Here is a 17,637-nt window from a genome sequence, read left to right as displayed (position 1 = left end):
AGCCAGCCGGACGTTGTAGCACACGGCGCGTCGACGCCAACAGCCGACTTAGGTCAACGCCCTGGCCGCGCGCCAGGCTCTATACTCCGCGCAGCCATGCCGGAGGCCCCATGTCGCTATCCTTACCGCCGCTGTTCGCCGCCTGGCGCCAGAGCCTGCGGGCCGGCTATGGCTGGAAAAGCCTGCGCGGCGACCTGAGCGCCGGCGTCACCGTCGGCATCATCGCCATTCCGCTGGCCATGGCCCTGGCGATTGCGGTGGGCGTGGCGCCGCAGCACGGTCTCTATACGGTGTTGATCGCTGCCCCGCTGATCGCCCTGTGCGGCGGTTCGCGCTTCAACGTCTCCGGCCCCACCGCGGCCTTCGTGGTGATCCTGCTGCCGATCACCCAGCAATTCGGCCTCGGCGGCCTGCTGCTGTGCACCCTGATGTCCGGGCTGATCCTGATCGCCCTGGGCCTGCTGCGTGCCGGCCGCCTGATCGAGTTCATCCCCTATCCGGTGACCCTGGGTTTTACCGCGGGCATCGGCATCGTCATCGCCACCCTGCAGCTCAAGGACCTGTTCGGCCTGAGCCCGCTCGGCCAGCCGAACAACTACGTGGAACAGCTGAGCCTGCTGCTGCAGGCACTGCCCGGCCTGCAGCTCGCCGACACCCTGGTCGGCCTGGTCTGCCTGAGCGTGCTGATACTCTGGCCGCGCTGGGTGCCGAGAATCCCCGGGCACCTGGCCGCCCTGGCCATCGGCGCCGTGCTCGGGCTGCTGCTGGAGCACGTCGGCCTGCCACTGGCGACCCTCGGCGAGCGCTTCAGCTACAGCCTGGACGGCGTCGAGCACCCGGGCATCCCGCCGTTCCTGCCGAGTTTCGCCTGGCCCTGGCAACTGCCCGGAGCGGACGGCCAGCCGCTGCAGCTATCCTTCGAGCTGGTCCGCCAGTTGCTCGCGCCGGCCTTCGCCATCGCCATGCTCGGCGCCATCGAATCGCTGCTCTGCGCGGTGGTCTCCGACGGCATGACCGGCAGCAAGCACGACCCCAATGGCGAGTTGCTCGGTCAGGGCATCGGCAACCTGATGGCGCCGCTGTTCGGCGGCATCACGGCCACCGCGGCCATCGCCCGCAGCGCCGCCAACGTGCGCGCCGGCGCCTTTTCGCCGCTGGCGGCGATCATCCATGCCGGCGTGGTGCTGATCGCCATCCTGTTCCTCGCGCCGCTGTTCAGCTACCTGCCGATGGCGGCCATGGCCGCCCTGCTGCTGATGGTCGCCTGGAACATGAGCGAGGCGCGCCACGTGCAGCACACCCTGCGCATCGCCCCGCGCAGCGATGTGCTGGTGCTGCTGACCTGTCTGGTGCTGACGGTATTGTTCGACATGGTGCTGGCGGTCGGCGTCGGCCTGCTGCTGGCCGCCGGGCTGTTCATCAAGCGCATGAGCGACCTGACCGACACCGCCGCCCTGCCCAAGCACTTCCACGAAGCGCTGAGCGACCTGCCCGAGCATGTCCTGGCCTACGCCATTCGCGGCCCGCTGTTCTTCGGCGCGGCGGAAAAGGCCCTGAGCGTGCTGCGCCGCTTCACGCCCGGGGTGAAGGTGGTGATCGTCGAGATCAGTGCCGTGCCATTGCTCGACATGACCGCCCTGGCGGCGCTGGACAATGTATTGCGCGACTACCGCACGCAAGGCGTGGGCCTGGTACTCAGCGGCCCGACGCCGCAGGTGCGCCTGCAACTGCGCCGCGCCGGCATCCAGCGGGTCGAGGGCCAATTGGCCTATGTACGCGACCTCGATCAGGCGCGGGCGAAGGCCCTGCGCTGGCTGCAGCCGGCAGAAGAATCGAACGAGGTGGTGACCACCCCGTAACGCGCATCGCTACATGCCCTTGACCGCATAGATCCCGGCGGCGTTGCGCCAGTAGCCCTTGTAATCCATGCCGTAGCCGAAGATGTAACGATCGATGCAGGGCAGGCCGACGTAATCGGCTTGCAGGTCCGGGCGCGCCTTGCGCTGGTGATCCTTGTCAATCAGCACCGCGGTATGCACCGCGCTGGCACCGGCGTGGCGGCAGAAGTCGACGATCGCGCCCAGGGTGTGCCCTTCATCGAGGATGTCGTCGATGATCAGCACGTCGCGGTCGATAAAGGAGATTTCCGGCTTGGCCTTCCAGAACAGCTCGCCACCGCTGGTTTCGTTGCGATAACGGGTGGCGTGCAGGTAGGACAACTCCAGCGGGAAGTCGAGCTTGGGCAGCAACTTGCCGGAGAAGATCAGGCCGCCGTTCATCACGCAGAACACCACCGGGTTGCGCTCGGCCAACTCGTCGTTGATCGCCGCGGCGACCTGGTCGATGGCCGCTTCCACTTCGGCTTCGGTGTACAGGCAATCGGCTTCCAGCATGACTTGGCGGATATGGGCGAGATCGACGGGCATGGTCTTTCCTCTATGAGTGGACGAAAGCTGAACAAGCACAGAAACTGATCGATACGTCAGAATAAAAGTCGGCAAAGGTACCCATCTGCCCCCGGCGGAGCAAGCCCTGGCAGACAAACCGCCGGAGGTATGCGCAATCGGCGACATTACACCCTGAATTCCTGTAAGCCGCGTGCGTCTGCGCGCCAGCAACGCAAAGCCAATGCTAATCTAGGCCAATTTTTTTTTGCCAGCCCGTCGGAGAGTCCAGCATGCCCGTCCTCGAGATCCGCCACCCGCTGATCCGCCACAAACTCGGCCTGATGCGCCGCGCCGATATCAGCACGAAGAACTTCCGCGAGCTGGCCCAGGAGGTCGGCGCCCTGCTGACCTACGAAGCGACCAAGGATCTGCCCCTGGAAAACTGCGAGATCCAGGGTTGGGCGGGCACCGTGCAGGTGGAGAAAATCTCCGGCAAGAAAATCACCGTGGTACCGATCCTGCGCGCCGGCATCGGCATGCTCGACGGCGTGCTCAGCCTGATTCCCGGGGCCAAGGTCAGCGCCGTGGGCGTGGCGCGCAATGAGAAGACCCTGCAGGCGCACACCTACCTGGAAAAACTGGTGCCGGAAATCGACGAGCGCCTGGCCATGATCATCGACCCGATGCTCGCCACCGGCGGCTCCATGGTCGCCACCATCGACCTGCTGAAGAAGGCCGGCTGCAAGGATATCCGCGCCATGGTGCTGGTCGCCGCGCCAGAAGGGATCAAGGCAGTGGCCGACGCCCACCCCGAGGTGATGATCTTCACCGCCTCGATCGACCAGCGCCTCAATGAGCACGGCTACATCATTCCCGGCCTGGGCGATGCCGGCGACAAGATCTTCGGCACCAAGCAGAAGGACGCCTGAGCAGGCAGCCGGCCGTCAGGCCGACCTGGCCGCCCACTGCTGCAGGCGCACCACGCTGTCGCGGTAGGGCTTGAGGCTCATGCTCAGCAACACGACCGAGCTGAATACGGCGATGCTGGTGACGATCAGCAGCGAGTAGCGCAGCGCCAGGTCATCGCCGAATACATAGTCGGTCACCAGCGCCACCGCCGTCGGGCCGATGCCCAGGCCGATCAGGGTGATGACGAACAAATAGATCGCCGAGGCCTGGCCGCGCATCGAGTTGGGCATGATTTCCTGGATCGCCGCCGGGGCGACGCCGAACGGCATGCTCAGGAAGAACACCGCCGGCGCGATCAGGATCGCCGCCCAGAGTGCGCTGTCCATCAACGGGAAGACCAGCACGAAGGGCGCGGCACCTATGGCGGCATACAGACCGACACGCATATTGGCGTCGCTGCTGCCGCGCCTGGCCATCCGGTCGGCCAGACGCCCGCCGGAGACGATGCCCAGGCAACCGAACACCGCCACTATGCTGCCGTAGACGATGCCGACCTGGCCGGCGTCCCAGCCGTAGGTGCGGATAAAGAAGGTCGGAATCCAGGCCGCGCTGCCGTAGCCGGCGAATGCCAGGCCGGCAAAGCCGAAGTTGTGGCACAGCACGGTGCGTTTGTTGGCGCGGATATAGCGGCCGACATCCGCCAGCGGCACCGCGACACCGGCGCCGACACCACGCCGGGCCGGCTCCTTGACCGCCAGCATGAGCAGGGTGAAGAGCACTCCGGCGGCGCCCAGGGCGAGAAAAATCAGCTGCCAGGGCCGCACTTCGCCGATTACCGGCAGCATCACGTCGCCCTGGGCCGAAGCCAGCTTGATGACCAGGCCGCCGAACAGAAAGGCCAGGCCCGAGCCCAGATAGACCCCCATCGAGTAGACGCTGATGGCGGTAGCGCGGCGCGCGGCGGGGAAGCTGTCGGCGATCAGCGAATAGGCCGCCGGCGACAAGGCCGCCTCGCCGACACCGACGCCGATGCGGCAAATCAGGAACTGCCAGTACAACCTGGCCATGCCGCAGGCGGCGGTGGCCGCACTCCAGAACAGGATGCCGATGGCGATCAGCCCGCGCCTGCTCTTGGTATCGGCCAGGCGGCCCAGGGGAATGCCGCAAACGGTGTAGAACAGAGCGAAGGACAGGCCCATCAGCAGGCTCATCTGGGTGTCGCTGATCATCAGGTCGCGGCGGATGGGGCCGACCAGCAGGTTGAGAATCTGCCGGTCGATAAACGACAGCACGTAGGCCACCATCAGAATGGCGACAGTAGCCCAGGCTCGGGCACTGGAGGGATAGCCGTTATTGTTGTTGGACACTGGCGGTCTCCTCGGCACCGCTTACGCGATGCGCGACGGTTGAAAGTGCCGCCAGCTTAGGCCGATATGGCCCTTGTGGAGTATCGCCTGGCGGCCTTATCAACCTGGCGAATGCAACGCATCCCTTCGAGCGAATGGACCGCCTGACCAGGCGTAACCCGGATAACGTGCAGTGGAAAACCAGGGACGGGCTGCCGGGGTCGCCCGTCCCGCTCTGCCAGGCCTGCCGTCACAACATCAACGGCGCCCGCTCGCTGAGGGTCTTGAGCGCCGCCACCCAGCTCGGGTGATCGTTGAGGCAGGGCACCAGTTGCAGGCTTTCGCCGCCGGCGGCCTGGAATTGCTCCAGGCCACGATCGCCGATCTCCTCCAGGGTTTCGATGCAGTCGGCAACGAACGCCGGGCACATCACCAGCAGTTTCTTCACGCCCTGCCCGGCCAGCGCCTGGAGACGACTTTCGGTATAGGGCTCGATCCACTTATCCCGCCCCAGACGCGACTGGAAGGACACCGACCACTGCTCCGGGCGCAGGCCCATGCGCTCGGCAAAGGCGGCGGCGCTGCGCATGCATTGCGCGCGGTAGCAGGTCGCCAGCACTTGCGGCGGCGCCGTGCGGCAGCAATCGGGGCCCTTGAGGCAGTGCTTGCTCGGGTCGAGCTTGCGCAGGTGGCGTTCCGGCAAGCCGTGAAAACTCAGCAACAGGTGGTCGAAATCCTGCTCGAGGTAAGGCCTGGCACTGTCGACCAGGGCATCGATGTATTCCGGCTGGTCATAGAAGGGTGCCAGTATGGAGAAACGCATGTCCAGGTTAGCCGCACGCACCACCCGCCTGGCTTCCTCGATCACCGTGGTGGTGGTGCTGTCGGCAAACTGCGGGTACAGCGGCGCCAGGGTCACCTGCTGGATGCCTTGCGCCGTCAGCCGATTGAGCACCGTCTCGATCGACGGCTCGCCGTAGCGCATCGCCAGTTCGACCGGGCCCTGGGTCCACTGCGCCTTCATCGCCGCCTGCAGGCGCCTGCTCAACACCACCAGCGGCGAGCCGTCCGCCCACCAGATCGACGCATAGGCATGGGCCGAAGCCGCGGGGCGCTTGAGCAGAATCAGCGACACCAGCAAACGCCGCAGCGGCCAAGGCAAATCGACCACATAGGGGTCCATCAGAAATTGATTGAGGTAGCGCCGTACATCAGCCACTTCGGTCGACGCCGGGGAGCCCAGGTTGACCAGCAGCAAGGCGTGATTGCTCATGCAGAATCCTTATCAGTCAGTGTCGACCCAGCAAATCCGCCAGGGCCGTATCCAGATCGGTGAAACGAAATCGAAAACCGGCTTCGCTCAGGCGCACCGGCAAGGCGCGCTGGCCTCCCAGCAGCAAACCGGACAATTCGCCCAGACCGACGCGCAACACCACCGCCGGCACCGGCAATAACGCCGGCCGATGCAGGGCGCGGCCCAGCGCACGGGCAAACTCGGCATTGCGCACCGGATGCGGGGTGCAGGCATTATAAGGACCGCTGGCCTGCTCCCGCTGCAAGAGAAAATCCATCAGGGCGATTTGATCGGCCACATGCACCCACGGCATCCATTGCCGACCATCGCCCAGCCGCCCGCCCAAGCCGAGCTTGAATGGCAACAACAGGCGCTTGAGAAAGCCACCATCACGGGCCAGCACCAAACCGGTGCGCACCAGCACCACGCGAATCCCCAAGGCTTCGGCGCGTTGCGCGGTTTCCTCCCAGGCGCCGCACAGTTGCGCGGCAAAGTCCTCGCAGACCGGCGGCGAATCCTCGTGCAGCTCGCGCTCGCCGCCATCGCCATACCAGCCCACCGCCGATCCGGACAGCAGTACCCGCGGCTGCTCGGCGCGCCCCTGCAGCCAGCTCAGCAGCTGCTCGGTAAGGGTGATGCGGCTGGCCCAGAGCAGGCTCTTGCGCTTGCTGGTCCAGGGCCGGTCGGCGATCGGCGCACCGGCCAGATTGACCACCGCATCCACCGGCTCAGCACCCAGTTCTTCGAGCTGGCCGATGCCGCGCACCTGCGCCCCGCACAGCGCTGCAACCCGCTGCGGACTGCGGCTCCACACCGTCAACTGGTGGCCCTGCTGCGCCCAATGCTGACAAAGACCGCGACCGATCAAGCCGGTCCCACCGGTGAGCAATATGTGCATGGCATCCTCCTCGCATGGCGTTCACCAACCTGATATCCGTCAGTCTGGTTTATCACAGGGCAACGTGCCTTTAATCCGGCTCAGGATTGTCTTTAATAAAGAGAGGCACGATTGAATCCGATAAGCCCTGTACACACAATCAATACTGTATAGGTTTTGTCTAAAGCGTAGCCTAGCAGGCCGTTGAAAAACGTAACGAGCGAAGGCTAGGCAAGGCTGATTTCAACGCTGCATAGCCGCGCGCAGTAGTTTTTTGACAGCCGGCGAGTGCTTTGAAGTTAAGAGGTAGATATGACCGCACCCATCGCCATCATCGGCACCGGCATCGCCGGACTGTCCGCCGCCCAAGCCCTGCACGCCGCCGGACATGAGGTTCAACTGTTCGACAAAAGCCGTGGCAGCGGCGGCCGCATGGCCAGCAAACGCAGCGATGTCGGCGCCCTGGATCTGGGCGCGCAGTACTTCACTGCCCGCGATCGCCGCTTTGTCGATGTGGTTCAGCAATGGCATGCTCGCGGCTGGGTCGCCGAATGGACGCCGAACCTCTATCACAGCCGCAATGGCCAACTCAGCGCCTCGCCGGACGAGCAGGTGCGCTGGGTCGGCAGCCCGCGCATGAGCGCCATTACCCGCGCCATGCTCGGCGCCCTGCCGGTGCATTTCTCCTGCCGGATCACCGAAGTGTTCCGTGGCGCGCAGCACTGGCATCTGCAAGACGCCGAAGGTCATAACCACGGCCCCTTCAGCCATGCGGTGGTCGCCACTCCGGCGCCGCAAGCCAGCGCCCTGCTGGCGGCGGCGCCGAAACTCGCCGGCGCAGCCTCCAGCGTGATCATGGAACCGACCTGGGCGGTTGCCCTGGCCTTTGCCAACCCACTGGACACCAAGGTCGATGGCTGCTTCGTGCAGGACAGCCCGCTCGACTGGTTGACGCGCAACCGCAGCAAACCCGGGCGCGACGGCAGCCCGGACACCTGGGTGCTGCACGCCAGCAGCAGTTGGAGCAAGCAGCACCTGGACATGCCCAAGGAGGCGGTGATCGAACACTTGCACGGTGCCTTTGCCGAGCTGATCGACTGCGCCATGCCTGCGCCCATCTTCAGCCTGGCGCACCGCTGGCTCTATGCCCGTCCGGCCAGCGCCCACCAGTGGGGTTCGCTGGCCGATGCCCACCTGGGCCTGTATGCCTGCGGCGACTGGTGCCTGTCCGGGCGAGTCGAGGGTGCCTGGCTGAGCGGCCAGGACGCGGCGCGCAAACTGCTCGCACACCTGCAATGAGCGCAACAGCGCCCGGGGTGACCGCCAGGCAGCGCCTCAACCCGGACAAACTGCTGCTGTCGAAATGGACTGCGGTGCAGCCGCAAGACTGCGAAAAACACTTTCTGGCCAGCCAACTGTTCTACGACGAACAGGGCCATGTGCTGCAGATCGAACTGCAGGCAGAGGTTGTGAAAATATCGAGCGCCGTAGCGAGAGCGTCTCCTGGTGTTCGCGGCAAGGCGCGCTACGCGAAAAATGGGGGAGTTTAGTGAGCTAAATGACCCGGTTTTTCGCGTAGCGCAACGCCAGCAGCGGACGCCAGGGGGCGGTCGCAGTAGGCGAGCGTTTTTTCACAAGCTCTCAGCTCAGCCAACGCTGCCAGCGCCTGGACTGGCGCGTACTGGATGATGCCATGAGCTGGCACCTGGGCTGGCAGTAGCACAGCCTCGATCAGCCTGCTGCCGCGGCAGGTAAGCACAAGCCCCCCCCCGCCGAACACCACTAGTCGCCCCCTTCTCTTCCATCCCCATGCCAGCGAACCGCCGACATCGCGCAACGTGGCGATCGCCACTCGCCACGAAAAACCGATGCAGTACTTGTACAAAATGTTTTACTTGTACAATTGCGACCCTATGATGAACACAAGTTGTACATTAATAATTTTATGTACAAGTACTCATCAGAGGTTGTGCCATGAACCCGCTCCCAGTCGCCGCCAGCAAACCCAAACTCGCCATCAGCGCCTGCCTGCTGGGTGCTGAAGTGCGCTACAACGGCGGTCACAAGGAATCACGGCTGTGCAGCCGCACCCTCAGCGAGTATTTCAATTTCGTCCCCCTGTGCCCCGAGGTGACGATTGGCCTGGGTACCCCGCGCGAACCCATCCGCCTGGTCGGTGACCCCGCAGCGCCCCGTGCAGTGGGTAGCGTGCAGCGTGAGCGCGACCACACTGAAGCGCTGGCCACCTACGGCGTCCAGATGGCGGGAACGCTGGACGATATCTGCGGCTACATCTTCATGCAGCAATCGCCGTCCTGTGGCCTGGAGCGGGTCAAGATCTACCAGGACAACGGCCGTCCCAGCGAACCCAAGGGCCGCGGCATCTACGCCGCGGCATTCTGTGCCCGCCGCCCGGATCTGCCGGTGGAGGAGGATGGCCGGCTCAACGATCCCATCCTGCGCGAGAACTTCATCACTCGCGTGTTCGCCTACGCGCAATGGCAACAACTGCTGCGCGACGGCATGACCCGCAAGACCCTGCTGAACTTCCACTCGCGCTACAAATACCTGCTGATGGCCACCCATCCCCTGCAATACAAGGCGCTCGGCCGCCTGCTCGGCAACCTGCACCAGCATGATCTGCAGGAATTGGCGCCGCGCTACTTCAGCGAGCTGATGGCGGCATTGAAGCAGTGCGCGACCCGGCGCACCCACAGCAACACGCTGCAGCACCTCAGCGGTTACCTCAAGCAAGCCCTGAGCAGCGCAGACCGCCAGGAAATGCAGCAGCTGATCGGCCAGTACCGCAACGGCATCGTGCCGCTGGTGGTGCCTCTGACCCTGCTCAAGCATCACTTGCGTCGCCACCCGGACAGCTACGTGGCCACCCAGGTTTACCTGCAGCCCCATCCAGAAAACCTCAGCCTGCGTAATGCCCTCTGAGCATGGATGACCTCACGCAGAGCGACTCGCCCGCAGCTGCCGGCGACGACTACCAGCAGGCACTGGCCAAGGGCTTCCTGCCGATTCGCGACGTCGCCCGGCTTACCGGCGTGAACGCCGTGACCCTGCGTGCCTGGGAACGCCGCTATGGTCTGATCGTGCCGCACCGCACGCCCAAGGGGCACCGCCTGTACTCGGTCGATCATGTGGCACAGGTCCAGACCATCCTCACCTGGCTCAATCGAGGCGTCTCGGTTGGCCAGGTCAAGGGCCTGCTGCGCGCCAATCAGCCAGCATTTGCCGAGGCCACCTCGCAATGGGACGAGAAATGCCAGCGCCTGCAGGAAGCCATCTGCAACCTGGCCGAACGGCGCCTGGACGAATGCTTCAACAGCGAGCTGGCGCTCTACCCGCCGCACACCCTGTGCAAACAGCTGCTGCTGCCCCTGCTCGAAGCGCTGGAACTGCGCTGGCGCGGTCAGTTCGGCGCCCAGGCCGAGCGGGTGTTCTTCTATTCCTGGCTGCGCAGCAAGCTCGGCGCGCGGCTCTACCACCACAACCGCCAGCAGGGCGGCGCGCCGCTGCTGCTGATCAATCTTTCCGACTTGCCGATGGAGCCGGGGCTGTGGCTCACCGCCTGGCTGGCCAGCAGCGCCGGCTCGGCGGTGGAGGTCTTCGATTGGCCAGTGCCACCGGCGGAGCTGGCCATGGTGATCGAGCACATCCAGCCCAAGGCGCTGCTGCTCTATTCCAGCCAGGCGCTGCACAGCGCGCATTGGCCGCGCCTGCAGGCGGGTTACGCCTGCCCGTGCCTGGTCATTGGCCCGGCGGCGCACATCCACCACCAAGAACTGCAGGCCCTGGCGCGGCAGGACAGCGCGCTGGACATGGCGCCAGACCCGCTGAGCGCCCTGCACATTCTTTCCACTCGCAACCTGCTGGATCGCCAATGACCACGCCACAACTGCTATGGCTGCGCACCGACCTGCGCGTGCACGACAACAGCGCCCTGGCCGCCGCCATGGCGGCCGGGCCGACGGTCGCCCTGTTCCTGCTCAGCCCCAGGCAATGGCAAGCCCATGACGATGCGCCGAGCAAGGTCGATTTCTGGCTGCGCAACCTGAGTGAGGTGAGCCGCGAACTGGGCGCCCTCAACGTGCCCCTGCTGGTGCGTCAGGCCGACCACTGGAGCGAAGCGCCGCGGGTGATCGCCGAACTCTGCCAGCAATTGCAGATTGGCAGCGTTCAGGTCAACGAGGAATACGGCGTCCACGAGAGTCGCCGCGACCAGGCCGTGGCCCAGGCACTGGACGCGCTTGGGATCAACTTCCGCAGCCACCTCGATCAACTATTGTTCAGGCCCGGCAGCGTGCTGACCAAGTCCGGCGGCTACTTCCAGGTCTACAGCCAGTTCCGCAAGGTCTGCTACCAGCGCCTGCACAGCGCCCTGCCCGCGCAGGTCAAGCGCCCGGCCGCGCAGGCGCCGCTGCCTATCGCCAGTGACCCGATTGCCGACGCGGTGGCGGGCTTTGCCCCACCGGCCGCCAGCCTGCGCCAGCTCTGGCCGGCTGGCGAGCAGGAAGCCCACAGACGCTTGCAGGCCTTCGCCGACGAGCAGATCAACGACTACCAGAGCGAGCGCGACTTGCCGGGCAAACCCGGCACCAGCCGCTTGTCCGCCTACCTCGCCGCCGGCGTGCTGTCGCCCCGCCAATGCCTGCACGCCGCTCTGCACGCCAACCGGGGCGAGTTCGACAGCGGCAACAGCGGCATCGTCACCTGGATCAACGAACTGCTCTGGCGCGAGTTCTACAAGCACATCCTGGTCGGCTACCCGCGCGTCTCCATGCACCGCGCCTTTCGCCCGGACACCGACGTCCTGGCCTGGCGCCAGGCGCCGGACGAACTGGCCGCCTGGCAACAAGGCCGCACGGGTTTTCCGCTGATCGATGCGGCAATGCGCCAGCTGCTCGCCACCGGCTGGATGCACAACCGCCTGCGCATGGTCGTGGCGATGTTCCTGACCAAGAACCTGCTGATCGACTGGCGCGAAGGCGAGCGCTTCTTCATGCGCCACCTGATCGACGGCGACCTGGCGGCCAACAATGGCGGCTGGCAGTGGAGTGCCTCCACTGGCACCGACGCGGCACCCTACTTCCGCATCTTCAACCCACTCAGCCAATCGCAGCGCTTCGACCCGGACGGCCGCTTCATCCGCCACTGGCTGCCCGAGCTGAGCGGCTTGAACAACCAGGACATCCACAACCCGGCGGCCATCGGCGGCCTGTTCGGCGTAGCGGATTACCCGCGGCCGATGGTCGACCTCGGCAGCAGCCGCGCACGCGCCCTGGCCGCCTTCAAGCGCCTGCCGCAGCTGGCACCGGAGACGCAGGCATGAGCGATTTCCTGCGTCAGTTCGCCCACTCCTTCGCGGCCCTGAACAAGGACAACCTCGAGCGCCTCGGTGAGTTGTACAGCGACGATGCGCTGCTGCGCGACCCCCTGCACGAGGTGCGCGGGCTGGCCAACCTGCAGCGCTATTTCGCCGAGCTGTACGCCAACGTCAGCGAGCTGCGCTTCGATTTCTACGGCTTCGATCAGGTGCGCCCGGGCGAAGGCTACCTGCGCTGGACCATGAGCTACCGCCACCCGCGCCTGGCCGCCGGCCAACTGATCCGCGTGGAAGGCTGCTCGCACCTGCTGTGGACCGACAAGGTTCATCAGCACCGCGATTTCTTCGATGCCGGCGGCCTGCTCTACGAGCATCTGCCTCTACTCGGCCAGGCCATCCGCTGGCTGAAAAGGAGACTGGCATGAAACGCATCTGGCTCACCGGCGCCAGCAGTGGTATCGGCGCGGCCCTGGCCGAACTGCTGCTGCAACGCGGCCATCGCCTGGCGCTCAGTGCGCGCACGGCCAAACCCTTGCACGCCCTGGCCGAGCGCTACCCGGAACAGGTGCTGGTCGCCGCCGGCGATCTCGGCGACGCCACTCAGGTACGGGCGATTGGCGAGCGCATCGCTCAGGTATGGGGGGCGCTGGACAGCGTGATCCTGAATGCCGGCACCTGCGAGTACGTCGAGGTGCAGAGCTTCGAGGCCGCAATGATCGAACGGGTGGTGCGCGCCAATCTGTTCTCCGCCAGCTACTGCATCGAAGCGGCGCTGCCGCTGCTGCGCCTGGGCCATGAGCCGCATCTGGTCGGCATCGGCAGCGCGGTGACCTACCTGCCGCTGCCGCGCGCCGAGGCCTATGGCGCCTCGAAGGCCGGCATGCGCTACCTGCTGGAAGCGCTGCGCCTCGACCTGGCGGCCGAGGGCATCGCCGTCACCCTGGTCAGCCCCGGCTTCGTCGACACCCCGCTGACGCAGAAGAATGATTTCCCCATGCCGATGCGCTGGCCGGTGGACAAGGCCGCCCGGCATATCGCCGAGCGGCTGGAGCAGCGCCCGTTCGAGATCGCGTTTCCCGGCCCCTTCATCGCCATCCTGCGGCTGCTGGCCCATCTGCCCAAACGCCTGCAAGTGGCCATCGGCACGCGCATGGCCCGTACTGCCAAGGACCACGCATGAAAATCGCCATTATCGGCAGTGGTATCGCCGGCTTGACCAGCGCCTACCTGCTCAATCGCAACCATGCGATCACAGTGTTCGAGGCCGGCGACTGGGTCGGCGGACATACCCATACGGTGGACATCGAAGTCGACGGCCGTCCGTACGCAATCGACACCGGCTTCATCGTGTTCAACGACTGGACCTACCCGAACTTCATCCGCCTGCTCGGCCAGCTCGGCGTCGGCTACAAACCCAGCGAGATGAGCTTCTCGGTGAGCGATCCGCTCAGCGGCGTGGAGTACAACGGCCACAGCCTCAACAGCCTGTTCGCCCAACGCAGCAACCTGCTGTCGCCGAAGTTCATCGGCATGCTGCGCGACATCCTGCGCTTCAACCGCGAGGCGCTGGACGACCTGCAGCACCAGCGCATCGATGCCGTCACCAGCCTCGGCGGCTACCTCGAGCAGCGCGGCTACGGCGAGCGCTTCATCCAGCACTACATAGTGCCGATGGGCGCGGCGATCTGGTCGATGTCGCTGGCCGACATGCTCGGTTTCCCCCTGCAATTCTTCCTGCGTTTCTTCAACAATCACGGCCTGTTGTCGGTCAGCGAGCGCCCGCAGTGGTGCGTGGTCGAGGGCGGTTCGCGCAGCTATGTGGCGCCCTTGTGCTCCTCGTTCAAGCAGCACATTCGCCTGAACTGTCCGGTGCTACGGGTCGAGCGCGACGAGCACGGCGTCAGCCTGCATACCCGCGCCAGCCGCCAGCGTTTCGACAAGGTGGTGTTCGCCTGCCACAGCGACCAGGCGCTCAGGCTGCTCGCCCAACCCTCGCCGGCCGAGCAGGAAATCCTCGCAGCCCTGCCCTATGCCGACAACGATGTGGTGCTGCACAGCGACACCCGCCTGCTGCCCAAACGCCCCCTGGCCTGGGCCAGCTGGAACTATCGTCTGGGCGGGCCGGTCAATCAGCCCGCCGCGGTGACCTACAACATGAACATCCTCCAGGGCATTCAAAGCGACACCACCTTCTGCGTCAGCCTCAATCAGACGGCGCTGATCGACCCGAGCAAGATCCTCGCGCGCTACCGCTACGCTCACCCGCAATACAGCCTGGCCGGCATGGCCGCGCAGGCACGCTGGGAAGAACTGCTCGGCGCCCGGCACAGCTATTTCTGCGGTGCCTACTGGGCCAACGGCTTCCATGAAGATGGCGTGGTCAGCGCCCTGCGCGTGGCGCGCGCCTTCGGCGAGGAGCTGTGATGAACAGCGCCCTGTACAGCGGCTGGGTGCAGCACCGGCGCTTCGCCCCCAAAGCCCACGCCTTCCGCTACCGCATGGGCCTGCTCTACCTGGACCTGGACGAGCAGCAGCAGCTGTTCGACCTCTCGCCCCTGGCCGGCAATGGCCGCTGGGCGCCTTTCGCCTTTCGCGAAACCGACTACCTGCCGCAATTCACCCGCGCCGGGATCCGCCTGAGCGATGCCGTGCGCCAGCGGGTCGGCGCCGCCCTCGGTCACAGGCCGCTGGGCTCGATCTGCCTGCTGACCCAGCCGCGCAGCTGGGGCCTGGCCTTCAATCCGGTGAATTTCTTCTACTGCCATGACGCCGACGGCAGCCTCGCCGCGATCCTCTGCGAGGTGAGCAATACCCCCTGGCGCGAGCGCTATCACTATGTGCTGCCGTCAGACGGCGACGGCCATCAGCACTTCGCCGTGGCCAAGGCCTTGCATGTCTCGCCCTTTCTGCCGCGCGAACTGGAATACCGCATGGCCTTCAGCCCCGCCGGCGCACGCCTGGGCATCCACATGGCCGACTGGCTGACCGACGGCCAGGGCGCGACCAAGGTCTTCGACGCAAGCATCAGCCTGCACCGCAGCCCACTCGACCGCGCCAGCCTGCACGCCTACCTGCGCAGTTTTCCCTGGATGACCGGCAAGACAGTCGCGGCCATCTACTGGCAAGCCCTGCGCCTGCTGCTCAAGCGCATCCCCCTATTCAGCCATCGCGCCGCGCAAGGTCAATTCCGCGTCGCGCGCCCAGTGTCGAAGGACGTGCCCCATGAAAAGCTCTAGCCTGTCATCCGCGAAAACCTCGCTGCGTGTCGGCAGCGGCATTGGCGCCAGCCTGCTGCGTCGCGCCGTCCTGCGCCAACTGGGCCAGTTGCGCCACGGTCACCTGCGGCTCATCGACGGCGATGACTTTCTCGAATTCGGCGATGCCAATGCCAGTCTGCGCGCCGAGATCCGGGTGCTGGACGGCGCACTCTGGGGCCTGGTCGCCGGCAACGGCTCGATCGGCGCGGGCGAGGCCTATATCCACGGCTACTGGAGTTCCCCCGACCTCACCGCGGTGATTCGCGTGTTCGCCGGCAACCTGGCACTGCTGGACGCCATGGAGCGCGGCCTGGCTCGGCTTGGCCGCCCTTTCGTGCAGAGCCTGCACTGGCTCAATCGCAATACCCGCAAGGGCTCGCGCAGGAATATCGCCGCTCACTATGACCTCGGCAACCCGCTGTTCGAGCAGTTGCTCGACCCGACCATGATGTACTCCGCCGCCATGTTTGCGCGCCCGGACGACAGCCTGGAGCAGGCGCAACTGCACAAGCTCGAACGCATCTGCCAGAAACTCGCGCTCAAACCCAGCGATCACCTGCTGGAAATCGGCACCGGCTGGGGCAGCATGGCCATCCATGCCGCCACCCGGTACGGTTGCCGGGTGACCACCACCACCCTGTCGCGGGAGCAGTACGCCTACACAGAGCGGCGCATTGCCGAACTCGGCCTGGGCGATCGCATCACCCTGCTGCTGGAGGACTACCGCGACCTGCAGGGCCAGTACGACAAGCTGGTGTCGATCGAAATGATCGAAGCCGTCGGCCATCGCTTCCTGCCGACCTACTTCAAGCAATGCGCGCAGCTGCTGAAAGATGACGGACTGATGCTGCTGCAAGCCATCACCATCCGCGACCAGCGCTACGAGCAGGCCAAGCGCAGTGTCGACTTCATCCAGCGCTATATCTTCCCCGGCGGCGCGCTGCCCTCGCTGCACAAGATGCTGGAAATCATCACCGCCAAGACCGACATGAACCTGCACCACATGGAAGATTTCGGCCAGCATTACGCGCGCACCCTGCGCCTGTGGCACGCCAACCTGCAGCAGGCCCGGCACAAGCTCGAACAACTGGGCTACGACGAACACTTCTATCGGCTCTGGGAGTTCTACCTGTGCTATTGCGAGGGCGGCTTCATCGAGCGCACCATCGGCACCGCGCAATTACTGCTGGCCAAGCCGGCGGCGCAACCGCAACCCCTGCTAGGAAACTTCGATGCCTAAACTGATCGCCAACGCCCTCCTCTTTCAGCTCGGCTGGTTCGCCTGCGTATTCAGCGGCGACAGCCTGTGGCTGCTGCTGGTCGCGGCGGCAGTGGCGGTGCACCTGCTGTGGGTCAGCAACTGGAGCGCCGAGGGCAAACTGCTGATCAGCGTATTTCTCGCCGGCAGCGCCCTGGACAGCTTCCTGCTCAACCTCGGGGTATTCGACTTCGGCGAGCCGCGCAACCTGATCCCGCTGTGGCTGGCCCTGCTCTGGCTGCTGCTGGCCACCACGCTCAACCACTGCCTGGCCTGGAGCGCCCGGCCCTGGTGGCGCGCCAGCCTGCTCGGGGCCTGCGCCGGCCCGCTGTCCTACTATGTCGGCGCGCAGATCGCCGGGGTCGGCCTGCCTTACGGCACCTGGCCGACCCTGCTCCTGCTCGCCGTGCTCTGGGCCCTGGTGCTGCCCGTGCTGCATGGGTTCGCCAAGCTCTACCGCAACCAATATGAACAAAGCGTGCGCGCACGCCAATCGACCTAGGCGGCGCGAGCTGAATCAGGCTTGTGTATTCATCGGCGCGCAGGGCGCGCCCTACAAGCTGCTTTGGTCGGCCGGATGCAATTCGGCCCCGCGCCTGGCGTACACTGCACCGCTATGACCGAGCCAACCCAGATTCCCCTCAGCCAATTGCCCAGCGAAACCGCCGTCAGTTGCAGCAACTGCGCCGCCTGCTGTTGCCAGCTGGAAGTGATGCTGATCACCGACACCGGGGTGCCGCCACGCTTCATCGCCACCGACGACTGGGGCGGTGAAGTCATGCATCGTCTGGACGACGGCTGGTGTGCGGCGCTGGATCGCGACAGCATGCGTTGCACCATCTACGAGGTGCGCCCGCTGATCTGCCGCGAATTCGAGACTGCCTCGGCCGAATGCCTGGACGAACGCCGCGGCATGACCAGCATCTATCGCTGAATCGGACCTATTGCAGAAACAAAAAATCGGCCAGCTGGCC

The 17,637-nt window shown here is 65.5% G+C and carries 18 protein-coding genes; 14 read left to right on the top strand and 4 right to left on the bottom strand.

The features are described 5' to 3' along the window. The first annotated feature begins 110 nt into the window (after window positions 1-110). Window positions 111-1,859 (top strand): C4-dicarboxylic acid transporter DauA, encoded by a 1,749-nt coding sequence (gene dauA, locus G9C89_RS09230; protein ID WP_172147579.1) that lies wholly within the window; start codon window positions 111-113, stop codon window positions 1,857-1,859. A gap of 9 nt (window positions 1,860-1,868) precedes the next feature. On the opposite strand, the gene G9C89_RS09225 is transcribed toward dauA, so the two are convergent. Next, window positions 1,869-2,426: a hypoxanthine-guanine phosphoribosyltransferase gene (locus G9C89_RS09225; RefSeq protein WP_172147578.1), complete on the bottom strand. Its 558-nt coding sequence runs from the start codon at window positions 2,424-2,426 to the stop codon at window positions 1,869-1,871. Between the two features lie 251 nt (window positions 2,427-2,677). Here G9C89_RS09225 and upp point away from each other — a divergent pair, with 251 nt between their 5' ends. Then, window positions 2,678-3,316, top strand: a complete 639-nt coding sequence (gene upp / locus G9C89_RS09220; protein ID WP_172147577.1) for a uracil phosphoribosyltransferase — start codon at window positions 2,678-2,680, stop codon at window positions 3,314-3,316. A gap of 15 nt (window positions 3,317-3,331) precedes the next feature. Here the strand turns inward: upp and G9C89_RS09215 are convergent, their stop codons facing one another. The 3 genes from G9C89_RS09215 to G9C89_RS09205 form a co-directional block, all read right to left on the bottom strand. Further along, the gene (locus tag G9C89_RS09215) at window positions 3,332-4,663 is read right to left on the bottom strand and encodes a spinster family MFS transporter (RefSeq protein WP_172147576.1); all 1,332 of its coding nucleotides are present in this window, start codon (window positions 4,661-4,663) and stop codon (window positions 3,332-3,334) included. A 229-nt stretch (window positions 4,664-4,892) separates the two neighbouring features. Next, window positions 4,893-5,915 carry a ferrochelatase gene (gene hemH, locus G9C89_RS09210; protein WP_172147575.1) on the bottom strand — a complete coding sequence of 341 codons (1,023 nt, stop codon included), beginning with the start codon at window positions 5,913-5,915 and terminating at the stop codon, window positions 4,893-4,895. 16 nt (window positions 5,916-5,931) lie between these two features. Continuing rightward, window positions 5,932-6,834: a TIGR01777 family oxidoreductase gene (locus tag G9C89_RS09205; RefSeq protein ID WP_172147574.1), complete on the bottom strand. Its 903-nt coding sequence runs from the start codon at window positions 6,832-6,834 to the stop codon at window positions 5,932-5,934. 291 nt (window positions 6,835-7,125) lie between these two features. Here G9C89_RS09205 and G9C89_RS09200 point away from each other — a divergent pair, with 291 nt between their 5' ends. The 12 genes from G9C89_RS09200 (at window position 7,126) to G9C89_RS09145 (ending at window position 17,597) form a co-directional block, all read left to right on the top strand. Then, entirely contained in the window at window positions 7,126-8,112 is a 987-nt protein-coding gene (locus G9C89_RS09200; protein WP_172147573.1) for an NAD(P)/FAD-dependent oxidoreductase, read from the top strand. After that, window positions 8,109-8,363 (top strand): TIGR02450 family Trp-rich protein, encoded by a 255-nt coding sequence (locus G9C89_RS09195; RefSeq protein WP_172147572.1) that lies wholly within the window; start codon window positions 8,109-8,111, stop codon window positions 8,361-8,363. The genes G9C89_RS09200 and G9C89_RS09195 overlap by 4 nt, the downstream gene beginning before the upstream one ends. A gap of 424 nt (window positions 8,364-8,787) precedes the next feature. Next, entirely contained in the window at window positions 8,788-9,756 is a 969-nt protein-coding gene (locus G9C89_RS09190) for a YbgA family protein (protein ID WP_172147571.1), read from the top strand. A 2-nt stretch (window positions 9,757-9,758) separates the two neighbouring features. Next, window positions 9,759-10,709 (top strand): MerR family transcriptional regulator, encoded by a 951-nt coding sequence (locus G9C89_RS09185; RefSeq protein WP_172147570.1) that lies wholly within the window; start codon window positions 9,759-9,761, stop codon window positions 10,707-10,709. After that, complete coding sequence (gene phrB, locus G9C89_RS09180) at window positions 10,706-12,154, top strand: deoxyribodipyrimidine photo-lyase (protein WP_172147569.1); 1,449 nt, start codon at window positions 10,706-10,708, stop codon at window positions 12,152-12,154. Before G9C89_RS09185 ends, phrB begins: the two co-directional genes overlap by 4 nt. Further along, a complete protein-coding gene (locus G9C89_RS09175) occupies window positions 12,151-12,573 on the top strand; it encodes a nuclear transport factor 2 family protein (RefSeq protein ID WP_172147568.1) in 423 nt (140 codons plus the stop codon). The genes phrB and G9C89_RS09175 overlap by 4 nt, the downstream gene beginning before the upstream one ends. Next, window positions 12,570-13,328 (top strand): SDR family NAD(P)-dependent oxidoreductase, encoded by a 759-nt coding sequence (locus tag G9C89_RS09170; protein WP_172147567.1) that lies wholly within the window; start codon window positions 12,570-12,572, stop codon window positions 13,326-13,328. Before G9C89_RS09175 ends, G9C89_RS09170 begins: the two co-directional genes overlap by 4 nt. Then, the gene (locus tag G9C89_RS09165) at window positions 13,325-14,572 is read left to right on the top strand and encodes an NAD(P)/FAD-dependent oxidoreductase (protein WP_172147566.1); all 1,248 of its coding nucleotides are present in this window, start codon (window positions 13,325-13,327) and stop codon (window positions 14,570-14,572) included. Before G9C89_RS09170 ends, G9C89_RS09165 begins: the two co-directional genes overlap by 4 nt. After that, window positions 14,572-15,384 carry a DUF1365 domain-containing protein gene (locus tag G9C89_RS09160; RefSeq protein ID WP_172147565.1) on the top strand — a complete coding sequence of 271 codons (813 nt, stop codon included), beginning with the start codon at window positions 14,572-14,574 and terminating at the stop codon, window positions 15,382-15,384. Before G9C89_RS09165 ends, G9C89_RS09160 begins: the two co-directional genes overlap by 1 nt. Further along, entirely contained in the window at window positions 15,371-16,645 is a 1,275-nt protein-coding gene (locus tag G9C89_RS09155; RefSeq protein ID WP_172147564.1) for an SAM-dependent methyltransferase, read from the top strand. The genes G9C89_RS09160 and G9C89_RS09155 overlap by 14 nt, the downstream gene beginning before the upstream one ends. Continuing rightward, the gene (locus G9C89_RS09150) at window positions 16,638-17,165 is read left to right on the top strand and encodes a DUF2878 domain-containing protein (RefSeq protein WP_172147563.1); all 528 of its coding nucleotides are present in this window, start codon (window positions 16,638-16,640) and stop codon (window positions 17,163-17,165) included. The genes G9C89_RS09155 and G9C89_RS09150 overlap by 8 nt, the downstream gene beginning before the upstream one ends. A 114-nt stretch (window positions 17,166-17,279) precedes the next feature. Beyond that, window positions 17,280-17,597 carry a YkgJ family cysteine cluster protein gene (locus G9C89_RS09145; protein WP_172147562.1) on the top strand — a complete coding sequence of 106 codons (318 nt, stop codon included), beginning with the start codon at window positions 17,280-17,282 and terminating at the stop codon, window positions 17,595-17,597. Window positions 17,598-17,637 lie beyond the last annotated feature (40 nt).

This window comes from Pseudomonas tumuqii (assembly GCF_013184545.1).
GTDB classification, from domain to species: domain Bacteria; phylum Pseudomonadota; class Gammaproteobacteria; order Pseudomonadales; family Pseudomonadaceae; genus Aquipseudomonas; species Aquipseudomonas tumuqii.
Note: the sequence above shows the minus strand (reverse complement) of the source record. Positions and strands in the feature narration are given on the sequence as shown.

Bases quoted from the DNA above. Each gene is read 5' to 3' on its own strand.
- G9C89_RS09200 (WP_172147573.1), top strand. From the start codon at position 7,126: ATGACCGCACCCATCGCCATCATCGGCACCGGCATCGCCGGACTGTCC.
- G9C89_RS09170 (WP_172147567.1), top strand. From the start codon at position 12,570: ATGAAACGCATCTGGCTCACCGGCGCCAGCAGTGGTATCGGCGCGGCC.
- G9C89_RS09145 (WP_172147562.1), top strand. From the start codon at position 17,280: ATGACCGAGCCAACCCAGATTCCCCTCAGCCAATTGCCCAGCGAAACC.
- hemH (WP_172147575.1), bottom strand. From the start codon at position 5,915: ATGAGCAATCACGCCTTGCTGCTGGTCAACCTGGGCTCCCCGGCGTCG.
- dauA (WP_172147579.1), top strand. From the start codon at position 111: ATGTCGCTATCCTTACCGCCGCTGTTCGCCGCCTGGCGCCAGAGCCTG.
- phrB (WP_172147569.1), top strand. From the start codon at position 10,706: ATGACCACGCCACAACTGCTATGGCTGCGCACCGACCTGCGCGTGCAC.
- G9C89_RS09155 (WP_172147564.1), top strand. From the start codon at position 15,371: ATGAAAAGCTCTAGCCTGTCATCCGCGAAAACCTCGCTGCGTGTCGGC.
- G9C89_RS09160 (WP_172147565.1), top strand. From the start codon at position 14,572: ATGAACAGCGCCCTGTACAGCGGCTGGGTGCAGCACCGGCGCTTCGCC.
- upp (WP_172147577.1), top strand. From the start codon at position 2,678: ATGCCCGTCCTCGAGATCCGCCACCCGCTGATCCGCCACAAACTCGGC.
- G9C89_RS09195 (WP_172147572.1), top strand. From the start codon at position 8,109: ATGAGCGCAACAGCGCCCGGGGTGACCGCCAGGCAGCGCCTCAACCCG.
- G9C89_RS09175 (WP_172147568.1), top strand. From the start codon at position 12,151: ATGAGCGATTTCCTGCGTCAGTTCGCCCACTCCTTCGCGGCCCTGAAC.
- G9C89_RS09190 (WP_172147571.1), top strand. From the start codon at position 8,788: ATGAACCCGCTCCCAGTCGCCGCCAGCAAACCCAAACTCGCCATCAGC.
- G9C89_RS09150 (WP_172147563.1), top strand. From the start codon at position 16,638: ATGCCTAAACTGATCGCCAACGCCCTCCTCTTTCAGCTCGGCTGGTTC.
- G9C89_RS09205 (WP_172147574.1), bottom strand. From the start codon at position 6,834: ATGCACATATTGCTCACCGGTGGGACCGGCTTGATCGGTCGCGGTCTT.
- G9C89_RS09185 (WP_172147570.1), top strand. From the start codon at position 9,759: ATGGATGACCTCACGCAGAGCGACTCGCCCGCAGCTGCCGGCGACGAC.
- G9C89_RS09225 (WP_172147578.1), bottom strand. From the start codon at position 2,426: ATGCCCGTCGATCTCGCCCATATCCGCCAAGTCATGCTGGAAGCCGAT.
- G9C89_RS09165 (WP_172147566.1), top strand. From the start codon at position 13,325: ATGAAAATCGCCATTATCGGCAGTGGTATCGCCGGCTTGACCAGCGCC.